Consider the following 20753-nt stretch of genomic DNA (forward strand, 5'->3'; position numbering starts at 1 on the left):
AAGTATCGGACCTCACCCTTAATATATCTCGAATCCAAGTCTTCAAGATAATGGTGCTTATACGGAAGAACATAAAACTATTTTATTATCATATCAACAACAAACTTTAACAAAGCCAATAAATATAAAAGTGATTTCCAGATCCAGAGTAAGCTTTTCCGTAAATACGATATTTACAAACACTACACACTCACCTAACAGGAAAATGCGCTACACTAGCGAACTACCTATAAAGTGCATCATATCAGTTAATTTTTCATCCTAAGCTCAACCTGTTTACCCATAGGGGTATATGTGTTATAGTAATAAATGTAGTTAACAAAGCAACTCATTACACTTTCGTAATGGGTGCTAAGACATTATAGATTTGAACTATTTATCTAAAAAACGTAAAAGTGAGGGATACACATGTTACTAAAATACTTTTTTGATGAAAAACTAGCACAGGCATCCTACATGGTTGGTTGCCAGGCTACTGGTGAAGCTCTTGTTGTTGATCCATCTCGCGATATTCAAGCTTATCTTGATACAGCCAAGAAAGAAGGACTTTCTATTGCCTATGTAGCTGAAACGCATATCCATGCTGACTTCGTGTCAGGGGCAAAGGAACTGGCTACCCAAACAGGGGCAACAGCCATGCTTTCAGGTGAAGGCGGAGAAGATTGGACGTATCAATTCCTAGATCAAATCAACCATCAGCTTGTTAAAGATGGCGACCAATTTAAAGTTGGGAACATTACAATTGAAGTCATGCACACTCCAGGTCATACACCAGAATCTATTTCTTTCGTGCTATATGACAACGGACAGAGCACCCCTATGGGCATCTTCACAGGCGACTTTGTCTTTGTCGGTGACGTTGGTCGCCCTGACCTACTAGAAAAAGCAGCTGGAATGGAAAATACTTCAGAAGTGGGAGCTCGTCAGATGTTCGCTTCCCTAAAACGTTTCAAAGACCTACCTGATCATATGCAAGTATGGCCAGGACACGGTGCTGGAAGCGCATGTGGTAAAGCACTAGGAGCTATCCCATCTAGTTCCGTTGGCTATGAAAAACTTACAAACTGGGCTCTAAATCATGATGATGAAGAACAATTTGTGGCGGACTTAATCTCAGAACAGCCTGAACCACCAAAATATTTCGCAGTTATGAAGAAAGTAAACAAAGAAGGTCCGGCACTAATTAGTGAACTACCAAATCCAACTAAAATCGAGCCTAGCGTAGAAGAATTGAAAGCTAGTCTAAACGAAGGCATGCAAATGATTGATACTCGTCCTGCATCACAATTCGCTGAAGGCCATGTACCAGGAACAATTAATATTCCTAACAATAAATCTTTCGCAAACTGGGCTGGTTGGTTAGTAGATTATAACAAGCCAGTTTATTTGATCACCGAAGAAACTAGTGTGGATGACCTAACAAAAACACTACGTTCTATCGGAGCAGATCATGTAGAAGGCTACATGGAAACTACTCAACTAGCTGAACTAAAAGCGAATGGTATGGAAATGGAATCCTATGAAGTAAGTACTCCTGATAAACTTGCAGAACAAATTGCCAACAATGAAGTGAATCTGATTGATGTGCGTAACGAAGGCGAGTGGAATGATGGTCATATCCCACAAGCTAAGCACATTATGCTAGGTTATCTTCCAGAGCGCATTGAAGAAGTCCCAACTGATAAACCTGTTGTCCTTCAATGTCTATCTGGCGGCCGTTCCGCTATGGCAACAAGTATCCTACAAGCTAACGGCATTAAAAACGTAATCAATATGCAAGGTGGTTTCGGCTCTTGGTCTAAACAAGACCTGCCAACTACGAAGTAAGAGTATGAGAACATGGAATGGCATTGCCTTTCCATGTTCTTTTTTTGTTTATCTATTTAGATTGGGGGACTATTCGCATTCTACTTATGCTCGTTTCGAGATTAGATTTGCTCCCTTCCACTCCTTTTATGCTCTCAAAAATTCCCCCACTACCAACGTTCTCATTAAAATAGCTACAATTCTTCCAACTTTCCAATTTTTTATGAATCGACCCTTATACAAAACGTTGTACAACGCTTGTACAACAAGGTGTGTAAAAATCTCCTTTATTACTACTTATTTCCACAAACGCCTCAAACACTGGTATAACAGTACTTTACCTCCTTTATAAAATTCTTCAGCACATTTATACATAATAGTAGTTTGGATTCTAAATAATAATGGTATATAACTAACATGTACAAACTTTGTATATGTTTTGTACAAAATATATTAAAGGAGTGTTACGGAATGAAAAAAGTTTTCTCGATGCTTATGACAGCAATTCTTGTTTTTGGTGCACTAGGAAGTACCGTTTTTGCAGATAACCATAGTTCAAATGAAGCGATGGTTCGTGTCCTTCACGCTTCCCCAGATGCTCCGGCAGTTGATGTATATGTAGATGGAAATGCTGTAGTGGAAGGTGCGGAATTCAAAGCCTCTACCGATTACTTAAAACTACCTGCAGGAGATCATAACGTTGAAATTTATGCAGCAGGAACTAAAGGTGAACAAGATCCTGTTATCTCTAAATCTCTTACAGTTGAAGCTGGTATGGCATACACAGTTGCAGCTATCAACATGCTTGAAAACATTGAGCTTAAAGTTATTCAAGACTCTATGAGCGTTACAGAAGGAAAGACGAAGGTTCGCGTTGGTCACCTTTCCCCAAATGCTCCAACGGTTGATGTAGGTATGATTGATGGAGATGCAGTATTTAGTGGTGCTTCATTCCCAATGGTAACCGATTATAAAGAACTTGACCCAATGACATATGACCTTGAAATCCGCACTTCAGATGGCACACAAGTAAAAGATCTATCTGGTACAATGCTTGAAAAGAACACTGTATATAGTGTATTTGCTGTTGGTACTGCAGAAAACCTAGAAGTGCTTATGCTTAAAGATTACACATTAATGCCAGACTCCATGCCTCAAACTGGAATGGGTGGAACAGCTCAAGACTCTTCTTCTCTTCTACCAATTGCACTTAGTGTTGTGTTATTCGGTGCAGGAGCAATGATTTTCTATCGCCGTCGTACGCAAGAACAATAAGAACATGAAACAACTACTATTGGCATGCAGTCTGTTATTCCTAGCAGCTTGTCAGGAACAACCATTAGTATCAACACAAGCACAGGGGAGCTCAGAAAAGGTACTGTCTCAAAAAGAGCCTTCAGCTATCAAGGAAGAAACCACACCAACTTCCGGTGAAGAATCCTTTTCCATTCAGCAACAGGGCATAGTACCAAAACGCATCGAAATCCCTGCAATAAACGTTGATGCTAAGATTACTTCAGAACGTCTAACAGAGAAGAACGAAATGGAAGTCCCTTCAAACGCGGAACAAGTTGGCTGGTTTGAACCTGGTACCAAACCAGGTAATAGCGGAAATGCCATTCTGGCTGGACACGTAGATGATAAAAACGGCCCTGCTGTATTCTTTGATTTAAAAGATCTATCAGCGGGAGATCAAATTTACGTTACAGATGAAGATGGAAAGAAACTAACTTTTGAAGTAAATAAAGTTGTAGCATATCCAAAAGACGATGCACCTTTACGAGAAATATTTGGTCCTAGCAATAACCAAAACTTAAACTTACTCACTTGCACAGGAACATTCGACCATTCCATCCAAGATCATGAAGAACGTTTAGTTGTTTACACTTCACTCGTGAATAGTTAATGCAAAAAAGGTTGTATGGAGGTGAAATCCCTTCATGCAGCCTTTTTATGTACTTCGTAAAAATTTAATAAAAAATCAACAAAAAAACTATTCCCTTTTTATATGGAATCGAGTACTATAAGGATAGATGATATGATGCGAAATCATAAGGTTTTACAATACAATTTCCCAGGGAAGGCAAATGGTGCGTCACCAGCAGTACGCTGGTTCTAGTGGGTTCGATTCCCACCCCGGATTTTTGTGAGCAATTGATAAAAATTCGAGGGTGGAGTTAACCACTGGGAACTCCCTGGCATAATTCTGCCCTCTTGCAAACCAGGAGGGATTTTTAATGTTAAAAAAACGCGATCTACACGAGTCACCTGCACTATTCGAGCTTATGTCACACCCTGATGTTTTTCCTTATGTCCGTCACAAAGCACATTGCAGCGACGAATTTTACTTCCTAACAAAGCAAACGATGGAAGCTGAAGAAAATGGTGAACTGATTTCCCGTACTATTTTAGATGAGTGGCATCAACCAATTGGCACCATCAACCTGTTCGACATCAACCAAAATACGGGCTTCTTAGCTACATGGATCGGAAAAGAGTATCATGGGAAAGGTTATAATCGCATCGCAAAAGATGCATTCTTTGAGGAATTATTCTTCGAACTTGATATCAACGCTATTTTTATGAAAATCCGCAAAACCAACATCCGCTCCCAAAAAGCTGCTGAGAAATTACCTTACTGCAGCATTAGTGATGAAATCTACCCTGAAGTGTACAACTGGATTAACAAAGATGAGGATGTATTCCATCTATACGCAATCACGAAGGACCAATACATGTTCCACTACTACCGCACTCAAGAAAACGAAGAAGCACAAGAAGCTTGAAATAATCAAAGGGGATTGTTCCTGACTGCGTTCCACATGGCGCAATGAGGAACAATCCCCTTTTTCATGGAATGAAAGTCTTCCACACAAAGTCAAACGTTGTATATCTCTCCTTCATCAAGTCCATACTGGTATATAGGACAAAGATAAGGAGGCGTTATATATGAAGTCAAAAGCTAAAGTCGCTAAAGAAAGACGAAGCAAGTTAACTAAAGCACAAGAGGTCAATTATCTACAGGATTTTAAACGTGCCAATAAAATTGTTGCAAATACGAGACAAAAATAAGATTACTTTTAATGATTTCGGGTATTAAAGTAGTATGGATAGATAATATCCTATCTCCCCCTGTTGTTAACAAAGTTATCCACAACATTGTGCACAATGTTAGTAAGTCGGTACTTCCCCTGCCACTTACATACTTCCATCTGTGCATACAATTTTGTGGATAACTTTTTTGTTTGTTGTGGATATTGTGAATAAATGCCTCATATACTTATGTATAAAACCCTTCCAATGTGGATATCACTGTGAACAAGAGATTGTTTTTCTTCCCACATCATTTCGGTGTGCACTGATTCCTCCCCTTTTCGTGTAGAGAAGAAAACAATCCAGTCGTGCGGCTGCTGTTATAGCAGTCGTTTTTTTTATGTTTAGCTGTTGAAACAAATACTGTTGATAAAACTTTTCGTTCCTATATATCAACATCATCCTTTAACATATACTTATACAAAAAAACTCATATGCCCTGTTCTATTGTCCCTTTCCCTTTTTCTTTTTTTACATATATTACTACTAAGATCGATCTTGTTTTTCTAAAAATCTTCCTAAATAAAAAAATCTACCCCAAAGATAAAAGTGATCACTTTTTATAAACCTTCCTTTCTATAGGAGTAAAATAGACCTCCCCTTCTATTTTGCTCTCTTTTTGTTGTGTGCACCAGGTAATTAAAAATCATTTCTTATCTATATACATAAGTAACTTGTCCACATCTAGCTACAGCGACTAGAAAATTGTTACATTTGATATCAAAGAAACGAAAGGAACAAAAGCGCAAGCTAAAAACTGGAGCAGACATTATGCTATACTCCAGCTTTTAATTAAACAGTATTTTTCTTCCACTTTTTTACCCTCCTGAAAAAGAGTTGCTACTTCAAATTCATAACAATGGAAGGCTATTTAATAATTTATATTCATAATCTTTCCGAGTCTTTTCAAAACGGCTAACAATATCTTTACGGTTTTCATGGATATATTGTTCTAATCTTAAGATGTCTTGTTTAAGCATCTTAGACTCGGTATCTACTACTAAGTTTGGTAACCCGATAGAATGAGCAAAGTCATAAATTTTAAATCGATATCCAATAGCAATAAATGGTGTATTTGCAGCGTAAGATATAATATTTGCATGTAGTTTGAAATTAATGGTAAAGCTGAAGTTTTTGAGCACATCCATTAACTGATTTTGATTTAATATTCTAGTAGATAATGTGACATGTTGCTTATCATTTAGTTTGTTATACAGGCGTTTACATGGTTCTATATCTTCTGACCACATGGAGTAAATATAGATGCGATATCCTTTTTGAATAAAATCCCTTGCTACTTTCACCATTTCATCTTCAACATGAGCTTCATTGCTTCCATAAATGTTATTAAAAGTTGTTCCCCAATTAATTCCAATAGTTTTTTTAACATTCTTCTTATCTTTCTTCTGCTCACCTAAATTACGACTTAATAAGAAGCCTGGGTCGCCACTTATCTTCACTTTTGGTGTTAGTAGATCCATCTTCTTTAACAGGTTATAAGTTAATGGTCCTCTAACTCCTACATAACTAGCATGTTGAATAATCCTCTTTAACCTTCTCCTATCTTTCTCTGGAATATAATCGCTCTTCTTGTCATTCTTATCTAACAACGTTTTCAAACTATACTTTGGTAACCGATCTGTTCCCGTTCCCCAAATGATTACCTTCTTCTTCAACTGGACAGCTTGATATAAAATATTGATATAATAGGACTGAAGCAGTAAGGACCCCCCGCCTAATACAACCACATCATAATCTTTTACATTATACGTTTTTTTCATAGGGATATATGGGATGGTCACACTACCAGGATTAAAATATTGATCACAAACCTCCTTAAAAACATCATACATTAGTTCATCACCTAGATTATCAAATCCGAGCCAGCCTACATATAATATTTTTTTCATGCCCTCCCCCCTTCCAACAAAATTATTAGATACTACTCATTAGCCTAACCAATGTACGGGCACGATGCTCGTAGGTATGATGCTGTAAAAGATATTTCCTTCCTTCAGATGCAATTTTTTGCGCTTCATCCATATGAGTAAGATAATAGCCTACTTTATCTATTAATTCTTTTGATGAACGATAAATAATATAGTGTTTGCCATCTACCAGATTCAGCAAACGTTGATTCTCAACTTCATCTGTAATGAGCAGTGCCCCACATCCCATTCCTTCGAAAATTCGCATATTTATAGGGTGAACGTTGTGATGAGATTCATTAAATACAATCTTGGAGTTGGAATATAGACTAGAAAGTTGGCTCACATATACATTTGAATACAAAGATGTATTATAGTTAGAAAAATGGTTGTGCAATAATGTTAGTGTTTTATTTCTCTCGTTATAAAATTTTTCATGACGATTACCTACGAAAGATAAATCATAGCTTCGTTTTTGGAGAGGCTTATTGTTGTTAAAGATTCTGGTATCCATACCGAAAGGGAAGAATTTCACTTTAGCGGAAAAATGCTTGGAAAGGTGTAAGGAATGGGACATTAATATAAGATCTGGTTTATATCGTTTTTCCAAGTTAAGATTTCTCTCTAATCTATTCTCACCATGGTGTACCCAAAAGACTTTGGGCATCTTAGCCATATGAATATTCTTAACTTCAACCGTTTTGTTGGTTTCTACAAAAATAACTCCTGAATACTTCTTAGAATCAATTTTTGAAAAATCGATTACACTTGTGTGGGTTTCAACATGAGTTCCAATAGCCCGCAAAGCATCTTCTAAATATCTCCCAGGAGAATAATGAGTTTTCCCATAACACATAAGCAAACGCTTCTTTATATTATATTTCCTTATCATATTGTACACTCCTGTTTTCTTACAATATATCAGTCTTGCTTATATTATAGTTTCAGGGATAAAGGTTGTTGCGCCCTTATTTAAGGATAAAGTAAATTGTACTTTTTCATTATTATATGATATGAGAGAAATACTATTTTTGATTTCTATTTTTTATAGTCCACTACGATTAGGTGTACATCTCCCCTCTCGGAAGGGAGAGATTTTCATATAATAAACGTTATTCACACGCGTTACCGTATTGTATTGGATAAAGTAACATCATGTTTTTTCCTTATGTACGACATTAAAAAATCCTCATAAGCCCTCTACTCTTGTCCATATCAAACTCTTTAATCGTCACATAACTTATTAATGTACTAATCTTTTCAATTCTTCTCTCCCCTCCCTTCCTTTCATTTCCTACATTCGTTTAATCACCCCAGAGTTACAAATTCAACCTAAAAGTCATATTATACAATACCTCTAATTAGAACTATTTTTTACCTTTATACCATCCTTTTCTGTAAGAAAGAGGTGAAGATAGTGAAACAAAAGAAAATTATTGAGATTCTTAAGGATGTTACCCATAAAAGCAGCCTTCAAGATCATCTTACTACTCAAGAGGTAATTGATGAACTTGTAGAGCGACTCAAGCCACTGATGCAGAGGGAAAAAGATAATCAAAAGTAAATAGATGGATAAGAATCACACTCCTTACTTCCACTCATAAAATATGGAAGAAGTTGTTTATTTATATAACAGGAGTGAGATCTTATGGCGAACCTTGCTAATCCTACATTTTCAATTATTTTTCCTGTGAAAAATGAAGGAAAAAATGTTGTTTCTACTTTAGATTCTTTATACACTTCCAAAACCAAAGAAAAATTCGAAGTGATTATAATAGATGATGCTTCAAATGATGGGTGTTGTAATTTTTTAAAAAATCACAGACCTATGCAATCTATAAAACTAGTAAAGACTAAGGGACTTGGAGCTGCTAGTGCAAGAAACCTAGGTGCTCAGCATGCACAAGGGGATTATCTTATCTTTTGTGATGCTCACCTTAATTTTCAAGATTGGTGGATTGATCAGTTAGCTTCTCCTCTCCTTTCTAATAGAACGGATGTCATATGCCCAGCTATCTCTGCTATGAACCATGAGGAGTCTATTGGGTATGGACAAACGCTTAATAGACGACTAAAGGTTAAATGGAACCCTAATCCTAAGCGATTAAGTGAAACTGCAATTATTCCAGGTGGTTGTTTTATGATATCTAAGAAGGTATTTAATGATGTGGGTGGCTTCGATCATGGTTTTGTTAGATGGGGTCATGAGGATGTAGAGCTGTCCATTAAATTATGGTTATTTGGCTATCGTTGTCACGTTCTTCCTACAGTAACGATTTCTCACCTTTTCCGAAAGAAGCAACCATATGAGGTAGAACCAGAGCACGTTCATTATAACTTCTTGCGTATGGCTTATTCTCACTTTTCTGTTCCAAGGATTGTATCCTGCAAAAAACTAATTAAAAATGTAGATATAAAAAAGCTTGAGCGCAACGTGTTAAAAGAAGGTGCTCAACAGCAAAGAAAATTATACTTACAGAAGAGAAAATATAATGATGATTGGTTTTTTCATAAATTTAGTATCCCTTTTTAGATTGAACACTTTATTTAATGGAGGAGCTTATGAGCAAAACATCTATTCTCATCCCGTTCCAGTCTTCTGATCCAAATCGAAAAAAAGCATTTAAATGGTTACTTACGTATTATAAAAAGATGTTACCTGAAGCAGAAATTTGTATAGGGACTCTCCATCAATCAACCCCTTGCAAAGCGAAAGCAGTCAATCAAGCAGCCAAAAAAGCCTCTGGTGATATTTTTGTTATTATAGATGCAGATATACTATGTAGCCCTACTCATATTCAGCAATCTATACAGTTGCTTAAACATTACCCATGGGTTATCCCCTATAAAAAGGTATTAGATATTAACAAGCAAAGCACCTCCTCTCTTCTAGAGACCAAACCTACCTGGCCTCTTTCTCTTTCAGTCAAAACTTCTCCACGATTCTCTTCTTCTATCCTTCCAGCTGGCGGTATAAATATATTATCCAAAAAGTGTTTTTATAAGGTGGGAGGATTTGATGAAAGATTCATAGGATGGGGTGGCGAGGACGATGCTTTTGCATGCGCTATGGATACGCTTTGCGGGAAGCATAAACGATTAAATAATAGTATCTATCATTTATGGCATCCTACTCAACGAGCAACAGGGAATTCTCATTACAACGAAAACGTCCTTCTTGCCCGCAAATATTGTAAAGCTTCAGGAGATATCCAAGAAATGAAAAAAATCATTAAACATTCAACCAACTCTTACTAAGGAACAAAAGCGCAAGCGCCCTGGTAGCGACGTATATGCTGGACTGAGCCGTAGGAGATAAAGGCAACACGAAGAACGTAGTGATTCGATGTTAACTTATCGTACGGAGGCGAGGGAAGCATACTAGTCGCTGGGCGCTGGAGCTGGACGTGGCCGCACCACTTTTTCAGTTATACACAAGCATTGAATTTTATAATTTCCTAGACGAGAACAAAAGCGCAAGCGCCCTGCTAGCGACGTATATGCTGCGGCCCACACGACGTGGGTTGGTTCGATGTTGCTACATGACGTGGGCCTACAGGATGTAGGTCAGTTCGATGTTGCTGCACGATGCAGCGATCTTAATCGAACCTCATTTAATCGAACTTCCTCAAAATCCTTTTAAGATAAGGCTGTGTTAAAGTTTGTTGTTGATATTATAATGAAATAGTATTATGTTCTTCCATATAAACACCATTATGTTGAATAACTGGTGAAGCTGGGTCCGTTACTTTTATGAGGAAGGGGCTGTGGTGAAATGGTTCGCTTTCCGCGGAGGAACATGCGAGCCTCCTCGTTCGGCATACGCCTCTCTGTGGGGTCTCGCATTGTCCCTTCTTCCGCAGGAGTCTCACCATTTCCCTCCGCCCATTGGTATATGGGATAACGGGTCCATCGTAGTTAGTGCTTGGTTGAGTATTATGATATTAACAGATTAGTCAATCTGTTTAATCTTTGATCCCTTGATATCAAAGGGATTTAATCATGTTTTACCACCTTGAATATGAATCAATATCGTTAAAACGTTCCCCCCTTAATCCAAATAAAAAAGAAATACCTTCCTTGATAAGGACTCCAAAACATGGCGTTGATTCGATGGGAATTTACGAGACTCCTGCGGAAAAACGATCGAGTGAAGACCCCGCAGAGAGGCGAAGCCGAACGAGGAGGCTTCACCGATTGTCCGCGGAAAGTGAGTAAATTCCCACCGAATCAACTACTCAGCACCATAACCCCTTTTTCCAGATGATACTTCTTATCTTGAATGAGGCTATTTTGATTAGTTGATTCCAAAATCAACAACAAACTTTAACACAGCCTAAGATAAAGGAAACACGAAGAGCGTTAGCGATTCGATGTTCACTTATCGCAAGGAGGTGCAGGAAGTTTGCTAGTCGCTGGCCGCTGGAGCTGGACGTGGCCATTTCACATCACCCAATTGATCCACTATCCCCCCCCTTTTTTATAATACGTTAGATAATAAAAAATCCTGCCCGAAACGAGCAGGATTTTCTTCATATAGATTTTTAATAATAATAGAAAGATAATTCATTCTGAAGAAGTCGTTTAATGAATAGATGATTTATAAACTGTTTGTATAAGTTCCACATGTAAAGCTCTGTCTACACTTATTCCCGTTAGTAATCTTACTATACAGTTATGATCTTTAGAGGATAAACTTTATACTCTTTAATTTGAAAACATCTAACTAAGGGAGTTCGCCTTCTTAATGAAACAATAAAATATACGACTTCAGGATAAATATGGTGAGTGATATCTTCCTTAGAAGGAAAAGGGGCTGCTGTTGGATGGGAATGATATATTCCTGTGAAGGCTTCCTTTTGCAATGTAATGCTTTTAAATGCTTGCTGTAAATCTTTATTTGATATAGCAAAAGAATTAGGGCTTCTTTCTATATTCTCCATCGGCCACGCCGTATCACAACGTCCATTTTTTCCTGAAAGTATTCCACAAGCTTCTAAAGGGAGTTCCTTTTTTGAGTGATCAATTATATCATTATAGACTGATTTCTTAATATACGTGTAGCGATTATGACGTTGCGCGATGTTGGCCGCAACAGCCTTTTCTCTTTGCTTTGGAATTGGGTGTTTTTAACTTCTTTCGTTCCTTTTTCTTCTTTGGTTGAGTGTTTTTCTTTATTTTCTTTTGTTGAAATAGTTTATTTAATTCTTCTGAATTCATTTTTTATTCTCTCCTCTACTCATTAACTGAGAATATTTATATGGGTTGAATACTGTAGAATTGGAATCTTCTTGCATTGGTTGGTAGTGAAACTGTTTAAGGTCATCGTAATTAATTTCTCTAACACTAGAATTGCCAGTGACAGAGTCGGTTGTTAGAATTTCAGAATTAGTACTATTTGATCCATGTGCCTTAAATTCTTTTAGTTTCCTAGTTAATGAGTTGATTTTTTTGTGGTAATCATTTTTCTGTTTTTCTAAATTTTTGATTTGCTGCTTATAATGGTTTACATTCTTATCATATTGAGACTGTTGATCTTTAAATGACTTTAATTCCTCTTCGAGTCTAGTTGTTTCTTGCTGTTTCTGTTCTTCAACACTTTTGAATTCCTCTATTTGTTTCGTTAATTGCTCTATTTCCAATTGATAGTGCTCTTGTTTTTGTTGGTATATGCTAATTGTATCTTGTAATTCTTGAACGAAGTCTTGCAATGAGGTATTCTTTTCTTCATTCGATTGTATCGTTTCATTTAATTGTTTAAATAACTCTTTATACTCTTCTAAATTCTTCTCAACCTCTTCAATGACTTCAGTGATGTGGGCAAGCTTCTGCTGGTTCTCTTCTTCGGTGTCGTTTTTCCATAAATTCCACATATTATTTATTCCCCTCCAATAAACTTCAATATTGAATTGTTCAAGATCTTTCTTTGCACATTTTAAGTGACTGTAATCCTGTTCCATTCTATTAAGATGTAAGGATATAGTTTCTTCAAGACTTGAATCTTGATAGTGATTTGTCTTATTACCTAATTGAGCAAGCAACGTATTCACTTTAAGTTGCAATGTAGCAAGTAATTCATTTTTTTCTTTTCTACTTTTAAAAGCTACTTTTTCATTTAGCTTGAACCTCTTAATAAGCTCTTCCTTTTGTTGAACTTGATTGGCAATTCTATTATAGTCATTATTTAATCCTGTTAATTTTTTGTTATGATAGGAAATCATTTCTTGTGAACTATTATAGATTGATTGGAGTAAAGTAATTTTTTGATTTCGTTTCTCTATGTCAAAAAGAAGTGAGTTTATTTTTTCCCCGTATAAATGGTTCACATATCTGTGGTGATTTAAATAGTTGGTCAAGTCATTGTTCTTTGAGGTAGAAAAGTATAGTTCTTTATCTTTTTCAATCAATGTATCCTGCATTTCTTTTTCCATTTGAAGGCTTTGATGGATACTCTCATCTAATTCCCTTACAACTTGATCGACGGATTTAGGATTAGTATTCTTCTCTGACGAGTTATGTTCTTTTATTTCATCCAACCTAGTAGATTGCTCATTAAGTATCGTTATTAGATGGGAATGCTGCGGATGTAACCTTGAACGTATTTCCTTTTGTTTATTTAATTTCTTACGGAATTTGTTAAGCTTCCGTTCAAATGTACTTACATGTTGGAGGAGAAAATAGGATTGTTCGTGATTGTTAATCTTGAGATTGTTGTTTGTCTTCACTTTTTTTCCTCCCTTCCAGACATAAAGTTTTCTTATATTTATATGTTATTTCAGCTTTGTTGTGATTTTGTTCTATGTAAGAAAGAGGAGTAGAACCTCCTCTTTTTTACTTAGTCATTATTATTTAATAAATCTGCGAATGTTTCACATTCTTCGTAACGTACTAGCGCATCAACAACTCCACTATCGAAGATTACTTCTCCAGCAGTGTTTCTTAGGATTAATTGGAATCCAGCTGGGTCGTTAAAGATACGAAGTTCATAGTTAGCAAATTGAGTTGACGTGTCAAATGTTTGAGTACCTTCACCAAAAGCAGCAAGTGATTCATCATCTGTATCACACACTACTCGGTCGATTGTAGATGGATCATAAGTGAAGCTTAAGTCAAATGGTGATGCTGTTGGTGTTGGTGTAGTATCCCCATCTTCATCTGAAGTAAATGAGAATGTAAACTGACTATCACCTAACGAGCATTCTTGACAGATTTCACCATCAAGTGTTGAAGTACCAGGAACTAAGGTTCCATTTTCACCAAAGGTTGCAAGAGTTTCTTCATTTCTAGCCAACACTGTAGCCTGGCATTCGCAGTTGTCAACTGGGAAGATATCTGGGCACTGTCTTGGGAATTCTAATAGGTTAAGGTCACATTTAATTACATCATTAGGAACTGGGATGTTGTTAGCACGTGGGAAACAGAATTTAGCAAGAACTTCAAGCTTAACTGGGAATTCAACCTGAACATCTTTACATAATACAACTCTTACAGGAATCATTGGTCCAAACATATCTGGGCCCATAAGAACACCATCAGTACGACAAATTACCTGAGTAGCACGGCAATTAATATTGTCATTTGTGATACCTTCTGGAACACAAAGCATGATCGTATCATCAAACTGAGTTCTTACTGGGAACGTACATGCTAGATTACCATTAATAAAGACACTTACATTAACAGTAACTGTCCAAATGATTTGGACACGACCCGGATTTCCATTTTCTAGGATTGTCGCATTGCAAATGACATCCTCTGGATTTGTAGAATTACATTCTGTTGTAACTCTATCCCCATTTGCTAATGCATTGCTAACTGCCTCACGACAAGCCTCATCAGGAATGAAGTTTTTATTTTGATAATCGTTGGCAAAGAATACCCAGTCATAAACTTTGTCAACACGGATACATTCTGGTGCTAAGTTGTTTGGATCGATTGGAGTTGGTGTCGGAGTTGGTGTTTGGGATCCCCTTATTGAACTACGCTTTTTCACGTATATCCTTCCTCTCTTTTACATGGGTGTATTTGAAATTACACTATATCCTATGGATGGTTTGCCTTTTTGGTATAATCGAACAGCCCAAATTCTGTAAATTTTTTATCTTTCTTCTTCCTACATTTTTTTATTGCGTTACACATATGAATGAATCATATACAGACACCTTATAGGAGGAGTAAATGTGACCATCTTGGTGAAGTATCAAAATAAACCTATCAGTGACCTTCCATATGACTATTTTGTTCTTTTTCGCCGTTATTGTTTAGCAAAGGGATATCAATTTATATGGGATGCGAAGGAGCAAACAATACATGTTCATCCTCCTTTACATCAAAAAGTGGTGAATTTTATATATGAGGATGCAGATAATAGTGACGGCTTTTTATCTAAAGTAATAGAACAAGTAAAAACGTTCCTTCAAGAAACCAATCTAACATTCTCCCACACTACACCAGACTCCACAGGAATCGATTTTCATTTCTCCTTTAATCCCATAAGCCCTAATCATTATATGAGTACCCCCAACCTATTTGTGATGCATAATGGATCTGATCAAACGTTAGAGATGGTAAATTTATTAAGGAAACAATTCAACCTGTTCCACTTATCACATAGTTTTGTTAAGCAAGGGCCATCCACCTCCTCAACCCCATTGCTTACGTTGCAATGTGAAATACCGAAAGATAAATCCAATCAGCATCTGGCATCCTATATTGAGGAATTATCAATCAGTCTTTCTGATGCAATTATTAGCTATTTCTCGAATCAACTAAATGTAGACGTTTCCTCCTGTACAAAACAAACACTCACTAGTTTTTTTGAACAGTTCAAGTCACCAGCAAAAAAAGAAAAAAAGAAGCCACAACAAAAAACAGCCGAAAAACAGAGTTCACAAACTAACTCAATCCAAGAAGAAATAGTACAGTCAGAGGTGTTTTTTGATTATATTTTTTATCCTTCTAAAGAGGATAAAAAATTAATAATCACAGGAGATTTTCATATCAAGAATACTGGCAATACAACATTAATCCAGCCAATTATTTGCTTGAAAATAGATCCTATTGATCAAGTAAGTTTAGGTGGGCAGATTCTTCCACCAGGTATGGCAGACACATTCGGGGTTCATTCTGGGGAGAGTTTAAAAGGTTGGAAATATATGTCGGATGATTGGTTTGATCAAGCTCAAGAAAGAGGAGAATACTGGATTGAACCTATTCAATCTTTAAGTCTTGCTCCCGGTGAAGCTACATCACTATCAAGTTTTCAAGTTACGATTACCGAAAATGAAGAACAACATAATCAAGTAACCATTCAAGGTATTGTTTACTTTCGCGAACAGGATCTTTCATTTCCTTCAAATAACAGCATAGTCGTTTCATGATCATAGTATTTAAGGAGGGCTTACCATGGTTCGTAGAAGAACATTTTCGTCTGAAGTTTTTCATGCTAATGAAAATCAAATTCAACAAAAAGTCATCCACCTTAAATCTGAGCTAGATAAATATAAAGAACTGGTCATGTCATATGAGCAAGAGGGGTATTATGACCAGATTAATCAATTAACTAAAGAGAATGAAGAGCTACAAGCTAAACTGCAAGAAGCTCTTGAAAAAGAGCAACATCTTTTGAGTAGTGTGCAAGAGAAATATAATGAAATGCATGCAATACAAGAAGAACAACAGACTAAAATAGAGAAACAAAATAACCTTATCGATAAACTAGAAGACCAAAACACTACGCTCAAAGAAGAAAGAGAAGAGTTCTATAACCAAATCCAACAAACAAGAGAACAAGAAGATTTCTACACTAAACTAGAAGAAAACATTAAACATATAGAAAAAGAGAAAAAAGAGCTCGAAGGTTTCCTTATTCAAAAAGACACAGAAACAAATCACTTAACTAACCAATTGAAAAAAAATGAGGAATTATACGATTCATTATTATTGGACTTTGCATACCAAGAAAACCAATTTAGAACATTAAAGAAAAGGTATCATCAAGAACAAGAGGAATGGCAACGTCAATATGGAGATCTCGAGAAAGAAAACAACCATTTAAAGAAAGATATTGCTCACTTTGAAGCAAACCAAATCGAATTATATAGAAAGCTGAGTGTATTAAACCAGCAATTACGTGGGGAACATTCAGATGAGGAAATTCCCAAAGAAGTAGAATTGGATACTGACTTTCAAACTAAAGGAATACAGCAACTTGAAGATCAAATTTATGAAACGATACAACAAGTGAATGAATTTGGGGATAACCTTTCGAAAAGCGAATCGATTATTCACTATTTAGAAGAACAAATTGATACCTTTACGAAGGAAGTAGAAACATTAAAAGGGTTAATTGAGGATACTCACGAGAGCTAGAGATCCTACTAATACATTATTAGGATAGAAAAAGCTGCCTTGTTTAAGGCAGCTTTTTTTGACCTATAATCATTACTTCACTAATTTCAACTCAACTGGAATAAACTCTTTGACGCTTTCTCCGTTATGCACTTTAACTGCTGTTTGTACAGCTTTTTCGCCGATTAGAGTTGGCTGTTGAGCGATGGTTGCATCCATGCGACCTTCGTCAATTGCCTTTCGAGCGTCATCTGTTGCATCGAAACCAACTACAATCGTGTCTTCAGCCATGTTGGCAGATTCTAACGCTTGTACAGCGCCTAGAGCCATTTCATCGTTATGAGCAAATACAGCGTCAAAATCATCTGTACTCTGAATGATATTCTCCATTACTGTTAAACCTTTGGAACGATCGAAGTCTGCTGCTTGCTTTGCTGCTACTTCGATTTTGTCGTTTTCATCTACAACGTTGTGGAAGCCTTTCCCGCGTTCACGAGCTGCAGAAGAACCTGGAATACCTTCTAGCTCTACTACTTTTCCACCATCGCTCAGTTGCTCGACAATGTAATTAGCAGCCATCTCGCCACCTTTTACGTTGTCAGATGCGATGTGAGAAACCACTTCTCCTCCGTCAGCACTACGGTCAACGGTAATCACCGGAATATCCGCTTCATTCGCTGACTCAATTGCTGTTGCAATTGCTGCAGAGTCTGTTGGGTTTACGAGTAATACATCAACATCTTGCGTTATTAAATCTTCAATACCACTAACTTGCTTACCTGGATCGTTTTGCGCATCTACTGTAGTAATTTCTACCCCTTCTTCTTCCGCTGCTTTTTCAGCACCTTCTTTAAGTGTTACGAAGAATGGGTTGTTTTGTGTGGAAATGGAAAGACCAATCTTCAACGTTCCATCTTCTTTCTCGGAGTCTCCTCCACTTCCATTCCCTTCATCTGAAGAAGAATTTGGGGCTTCCGTCGAACACCCAGCAATAAATACAAGAGCGATAAGAGCTACACCTAAGCTTTTCCAAATGTGTTTCATTATGAAACCCTCCCAAGGTTAGTAAAAATATTTATCTCAACAGTGCTTTTACACTGTTCAGAACGACTTAAGCTGTTTTCTTTCGATCCATAAGCACGGCTAACAGAATGACAGTACCTTTTACAACTTGTTGGAAGAAGGAAGATACGTCTAACAAGTTCAATCCATTATTTAAAACACCTATAATAAGTGCACCTACTAATGTTCCGAATATCCAACCGCGTCCCCCGGATAAGCTTGTACCACCGAGAACAACAGCAGCGATTGCATCCAGTTCAAATGCCACTCCTACGTTTGGTTGAGCTGAGTTTAAACGGCTAGTTAAAATAATTCCTGCAAGAGCAGATAATAGACCTGTTAAGGAATAAACCCAAATCTTCACACGATCTGCTCGAATACCTGAAAGAATAGAAGCTTCCTCGTTCCCTCCAATGGAGTACACTTGGCGACCAAAAACGGTTTTCTTCAATATGAAAAATAGAATAGCGAATGCAACAGTCATTAGTACTGCTGGTACTGGAATACCGAATAAATACCCTTGTCCAATCATCTTGAATGACATACTATCGGATAACCCTGTGATTGGACGACCATCGGTGTAAACAAGCGTCAATCCTCTAAATATAGTCATGGTTGCCAGTGTGGCAATAAAAGGAGCAACTTTTCCTTTCGTAATAACAATTCCATTGAATGCGCCCATTGCAGCACCGGCTAGCATTCCCAAAATCACGGCTAACATCGGATCCATGCCACTCGATAACATTCCAGCGGTCAACGCTCCAGAAAGGGCTAGCGTGGACCCAACCGATAAATCAATTCCACCAGTTAAAATAACAAAGGTCATTCCAAATGCTATCAGTGCATTAATCGACACTTGGCGTAACACAACTAAGATATTGTCTAGCGTAAGAAAGTTGTCACTCATAAACGTTAGAATGATAACGATTACAAAAAAACCTAGCAATGGACCTAACTTTTGTAACATTCCCGTCATCGACTTGTTCATCCTCTATTCCCTCCCATTGCCGCTTGTCCAGTAGCAGCTTGCATAATTTTCTCTTGGTCTGCCTCTTCTCGTGATAATGTCGTTGCCACTTTACCTTCGTGGATGACTAATATTCGGTCACTCATCCCGAGTACCTCAGGTAACTCAGAGGATACCATGATGATGGAGACTCCTCGTTCTGTTAGTTCATTCATAATATGATAGATTTCCTTCTTCGCCCCAATATCAACACCACGAGTTGGTTCATCTAATATGAGCACCTTTGGTTCAATCCCTAGCCATTTACCAATGACGACTTTTTGCTGATTACCACCACTCAAGGATTTCACTTCTTGGTCGGGGCCTGTTGCTTTCACCTGAAGTCGTGACATTAGGGATTCTACAAGCTCTTGTTCACTTTTGTTTGATAAGACTCCATAGTTCGATAGATTGGAAAGCATTGGCAAGGCCATGTTTTCTCGAATAGATAAATTGAGTACGAGCCCTTCTGATTTCCGGTCCTCTGTAATAAACCCAATACCTGCTTCAATGGAATCCTTCGGGTGCTTAATCTTAAGATGTTGACCATCTAAGAACACTTGACCATTAGATGTTTTTCTAGAACCAAACAAAGCTTCCATTATTTCCGTTCTTCCTGCTCCCATCAGACCTGCTACACCAAGAATTTCTCCTTTTCGGACTGAAAAGGATACGTCTTCAAACCAGCCATCTCTTGATAGAGACTTCACTTCAAGCTTTGTATCTCCTATTTCAGATGTACGGTCAGGGAATCGTTGACCAAGCTCACGACCCACCATCATTTTTACGATTTCTTCAAAGGATGTTTCGTTGCTGTATTTTGTTCCAATATATTCTCCATCTCGAAGAACGGAGATACGATTACATAAGGAAAAAATCTCTTCCATTCTGTGCGAAATATATACAATGCCTACACCCTGGTCTCTTAACTGGCGAATCACCTTAAACAATGCTTCAATCTCACGGTCTGTTAGAGCAGCTGTAGGTTCATCCATAACCAATACTTCCGCATTCGTTGAAATGGCTCTGGCTATTTCAACCATCTGCTGCTTCCCCACTGACAACTGTCCGGCTTCTTCATCTGGATCCATATCAATGCCTAGTCGCTGGAGTCTTTCCCTCGTCTTTTGCTGCATTTCCTTTGTTTTTAATACGCCTGTTTTTCCGTATTTCAGTTCTTTCCCTAAGAACATATTCTGGGCAACAGTCAAATAAGGAATAATATTTAATTCTTGATGAATGACGGCTATGCCAGCCTTCTCCGCTTCTTTCGGATTTGAAAATGCCACTTCTTTTCCATTAACACTTACCGTTCCTTGATCTCGTTTGTGTATCCCAGTGAGAATTTTCATCATCGTTGATTTTCCAGCACCGTTTTCTCCCATAAGAGCGTGGATTTCCCCTGGCTTCACATCAAAGTGGACATCTTTTAACACCTTATTACCAACGAATGATTTATGAATATGGTTCATTTCTACAATCGGCTGTACTGTCATGGTCTCCCCCCT

General features: G+C 37.4%; 19 protein-coding genes. 10 read left to right on the top strand and 9 right to left on the bottom strand.

Features of this window, described 5'->3' with window-relative positions:
• The first annotated feature begins 408 nt into the window (after positions 1–408).
• The 5 genes from N782_RS11840 (at position 409) to N782_RS21295 (ending at position 4878) form a co-directional block, all read left to right on the top strand.
• Entirely contained in the window at positions 409–1827 is a 1419-nt protein-coding gene (locus N782_RS11840; protein WP_036820080.1) for an MBL fold metallo-hydrolase, read from the top strand.
• Between the two features lie 450 nt (positions 1828–2277).
• Positions 2278–3081 (top strand): DUF4397 domain-containing protein, encoded by an 804-nt coding sequence (locus N782_RS11845; RefSeq protein ID WP_036820083.1) that lies wholly within the window; start codon positions 2278–2280, stop codon positions 3079–3081.
• Positions 3082–3085: 4 nt separating this feature from the next.
• Positions 3086–3712 (top strand): class F sortase, encoded by a 627-nt coding sequence (locus N782_RS11850; RefSeq protein ID WP_036820086.1) that lies wholly within the window; start codon positions 3086–3088, stop codon positions 3710–3712.
• A 331-nt stretch (positions 3713–4043) separates the two neighbouring features.
• Entirely contained in the window at positions 4044–4592 is a 549-nt protein-coding gene (locus tag N782_RS11855; protein ID WP_036820089.1) for a GNAT family N-acetyltransferase, read from the top strand.
• A 163-nt stretch (positions 4593–4755) separates the two neighbouring features.
• Positions 4756–4878 carry a YfhE family protein gene (locus N782_RS21295; protein WP_152600767.1) on the top strand — a complete coding sequence of 41 codons (123 nt, stop codon included), beginning with the start codon at positions 4756–4758 and terminating at the stop codon, positions 4876–4878.
• Positions 4879–5750: 872 nt separating this feature from the next.
• Here the strand turns inward: N782_RS21295 and N782_RS11860 are convergent.
• Both N782_RS11860 and N782_RS11865 read right to left on the bottom strand, forming a co-directional pair.
• Positions 5751–6809: a polysaccharide pyruvyl transferase family protein gene (locus tag N782_RS11860; RefSeq protein WP_036820091.1), complete on the bottom strand. Its 1059-nt coding sequence runs from the start codon at positions 6807–6809 to the stop codon at positions 5751–5753.
• A gap of 25 nt (positions 6810–6834) precedes the next feature.
• Positions 6835–7719, bottom strand: a complete 885-nt coding sequence (locus N782_RS11865) for a CgeB family protein (RefSeq protein WP_036820094.1) — start codon at positions 7717–7719, stop codon at positions 6835–6837.
• Between the two features lie 525 nt (positions 7720–8244).
• On the opposite strand from N782_RS11865, the gene N782_RS21535 reads away from it, so the two are divergent.
• From N782_RS21535 to N782_RS11875, 3 genes are all read left to right on the top strand, one after another.
• Positions 8245–8391: a hypothetical protein gene (locus tag N782_RS21535; RefSeq protein WP_161783103.1), complete on the top strand. Its 147-nt coding sequence runs from the start codon at positions 8245–8247 to the stop codon at positions 8389–8391.
• An 84-nt stretch (positions 8392–8475) separates the two neighbouring features.
• Positions 8476–9360: a glycosyltransferase gene (locus tag N782_RS11870; RefSeq protein ID WP_036820097.1), complete on the top strand. Its 885-nt coding sequence runs from the start codon at positions 8476–8478 to the stop codon at positions 9358–9360.
• A gap of 29 nt (positions 9361–9389) precedes the next feature.
• Positions 9390–10085 carry a galactosyltransferase-related protein gene (locus N782_RS11875; protein ID WP_036820100.1) on the top strand — a complete coding sequence of 232 codons (696 nt, stop codon included), beginning with the start codon at positions 9390–9392 and terminating at the stop codon, positions 10083–10085.
• A 1409-nt stretch (positions 10086–11494) separates the two neighbouring features.
• Here N782_RS11875 and N782_RS21055 read toward each other — a convergent pair.
• The 4 genes from N782_RS21055 to N782_RS20745 all read right to left on the bottom strand — a co-directional run bounded on the left by N782_RS21055 (position 11495) and on the right by N782_RS20745 (position 14820).
• Complete coding sequence (locus N782_RS21055; RefSeq protein WP_084103072.1) at positions 11495–11947, bottom strand: Mov34/MPN/PAD-1 family protein; 453 nt, start codon at positions 11945–11947, stop codon at positions 11495–11497.
• Positions 11895–12047, bottom strand: a complete 153-nt coding sequence (locus tag N782_RS21540; RefSeq protein ID WP_161783104.1) for a hypothetical protein — start codon at positions 12045–12047, stop codon at positions 11895–11897. Before N782_RS21540 ends, N782_RS21055 begins: the two co-directional genes overlap by 53 nt.
• On the bottom strand, positions 12044–13552 hold the full coding sequence (locus N782_RS11885) for a coiled-coil domain-containing protein (RefSeq protein ID WP_036820105.1): 1509 nt from the start codon (positions 13550–13552) through the stop codon (positions 12044–12046). Before N782_RS11885 ends, N782_RS21540 begins: the two co-directional genes overlap by 4 nt.
• Before the next feature lie 110 nt (positions 13553–13662).
• Positions 13663–14820, bottom strand: a complete 1158-nt coding sequence (locus N782_RS20745) for a BMQ_0737 family morphogenetic spore coat protein (RefSeq protein ID WP_052111311.1) — start codon at positions 14818–14820, stop codon at positions 13663–13665.
• Positions 14821–15007: 187 nt separating this feature from the next.
• Between N782_RS20745 and N782_RS11895 the strand changes: the two genes are divergently transcribed.
• Both N782_RS11895 and N782_RS11900 read left to right on the top strand, forming a co-directional pair.
• Positions 15008–16207, top strand: a complete 1200-nt coding sequence (locus tag N782_RS11895; protein WP_036820108.1) for a hypothetical protein — start codon at positions 15008–15010, stop codon at positions 16205–16207.
• Positions 16208–16232: 25 nt separating this feature from the next.
• Positions 16233–17198 carry a coiled-coil domain-containing protein gene (locus tag N782_RS11900; RefSeq protein WP_036820111.1) on the top strand — a complete coding sequence of 322 codons (966 nt, stop codon included), beginning with the start codon at positions 16233–16235 and terminating at the stop codon, positions 17196–17198.
• 72 nt (positions 17199–17270) lie between these two features.
• Here the strand turns inward: N782_RS11900 and rbsB are convergent, their stop codons facing one another.
• The 3 genes from rbsB to N782_RS11915 all read right to left on the bottom strand — a co-directional run bounded on the left by rbsB (position 17271) and on the right by N782_RS11915 (position 20741).
• Positions 17271–18221 carry a ribose ABC transporter substrate-binding protein RbsB gene (gene rbsB, locus N782_RS11905; protein WP_036820114.1) on the bottom strand — a complete coding sequence of 317 codons (951 nt, stop codon included), beginning with the start codon at positions 18219–18221 and terminating at the stop codon, positions 17271–17273.
• A 67-nt stretch (positions 18222–18288) separates the two neighbouring features.
• Positions 18289–19227 (bottom strand): ABC transporter permease subunit, encoded by a 939-nt coding sequence (locus N782_RS11910; protein WP_036820116.1) that lies wholly within the window; start codon positions 19225–19227, stop codon positions 18289–18291.
• Positions 19224–20741, bottom strand: coding sequence for a sugar ABC transporter ATP-binding protein (locus N782_RS11915; protein ID WP_036820118.1), 1518 nt, complete (start codon positions 20739–20741; stop codon positions 19224–19226). The genes N782_RS11910 and N782_RS11915 overlap by 4 nt, the downstream gene beginning before the upstream one ends.
• Positions 20742–20753: the final 12 nt, after the last annotated feature.

Origin of the sequence: Pontibacillus yanchengensis Y32, assembly GCF_000770635.1 — a bacterium.
Lineage (GTDB): Bacteria > Bacillota > Bacilli > Bacillales > BH030062 > Pontibacillus > Pontibacillus yanchengensis.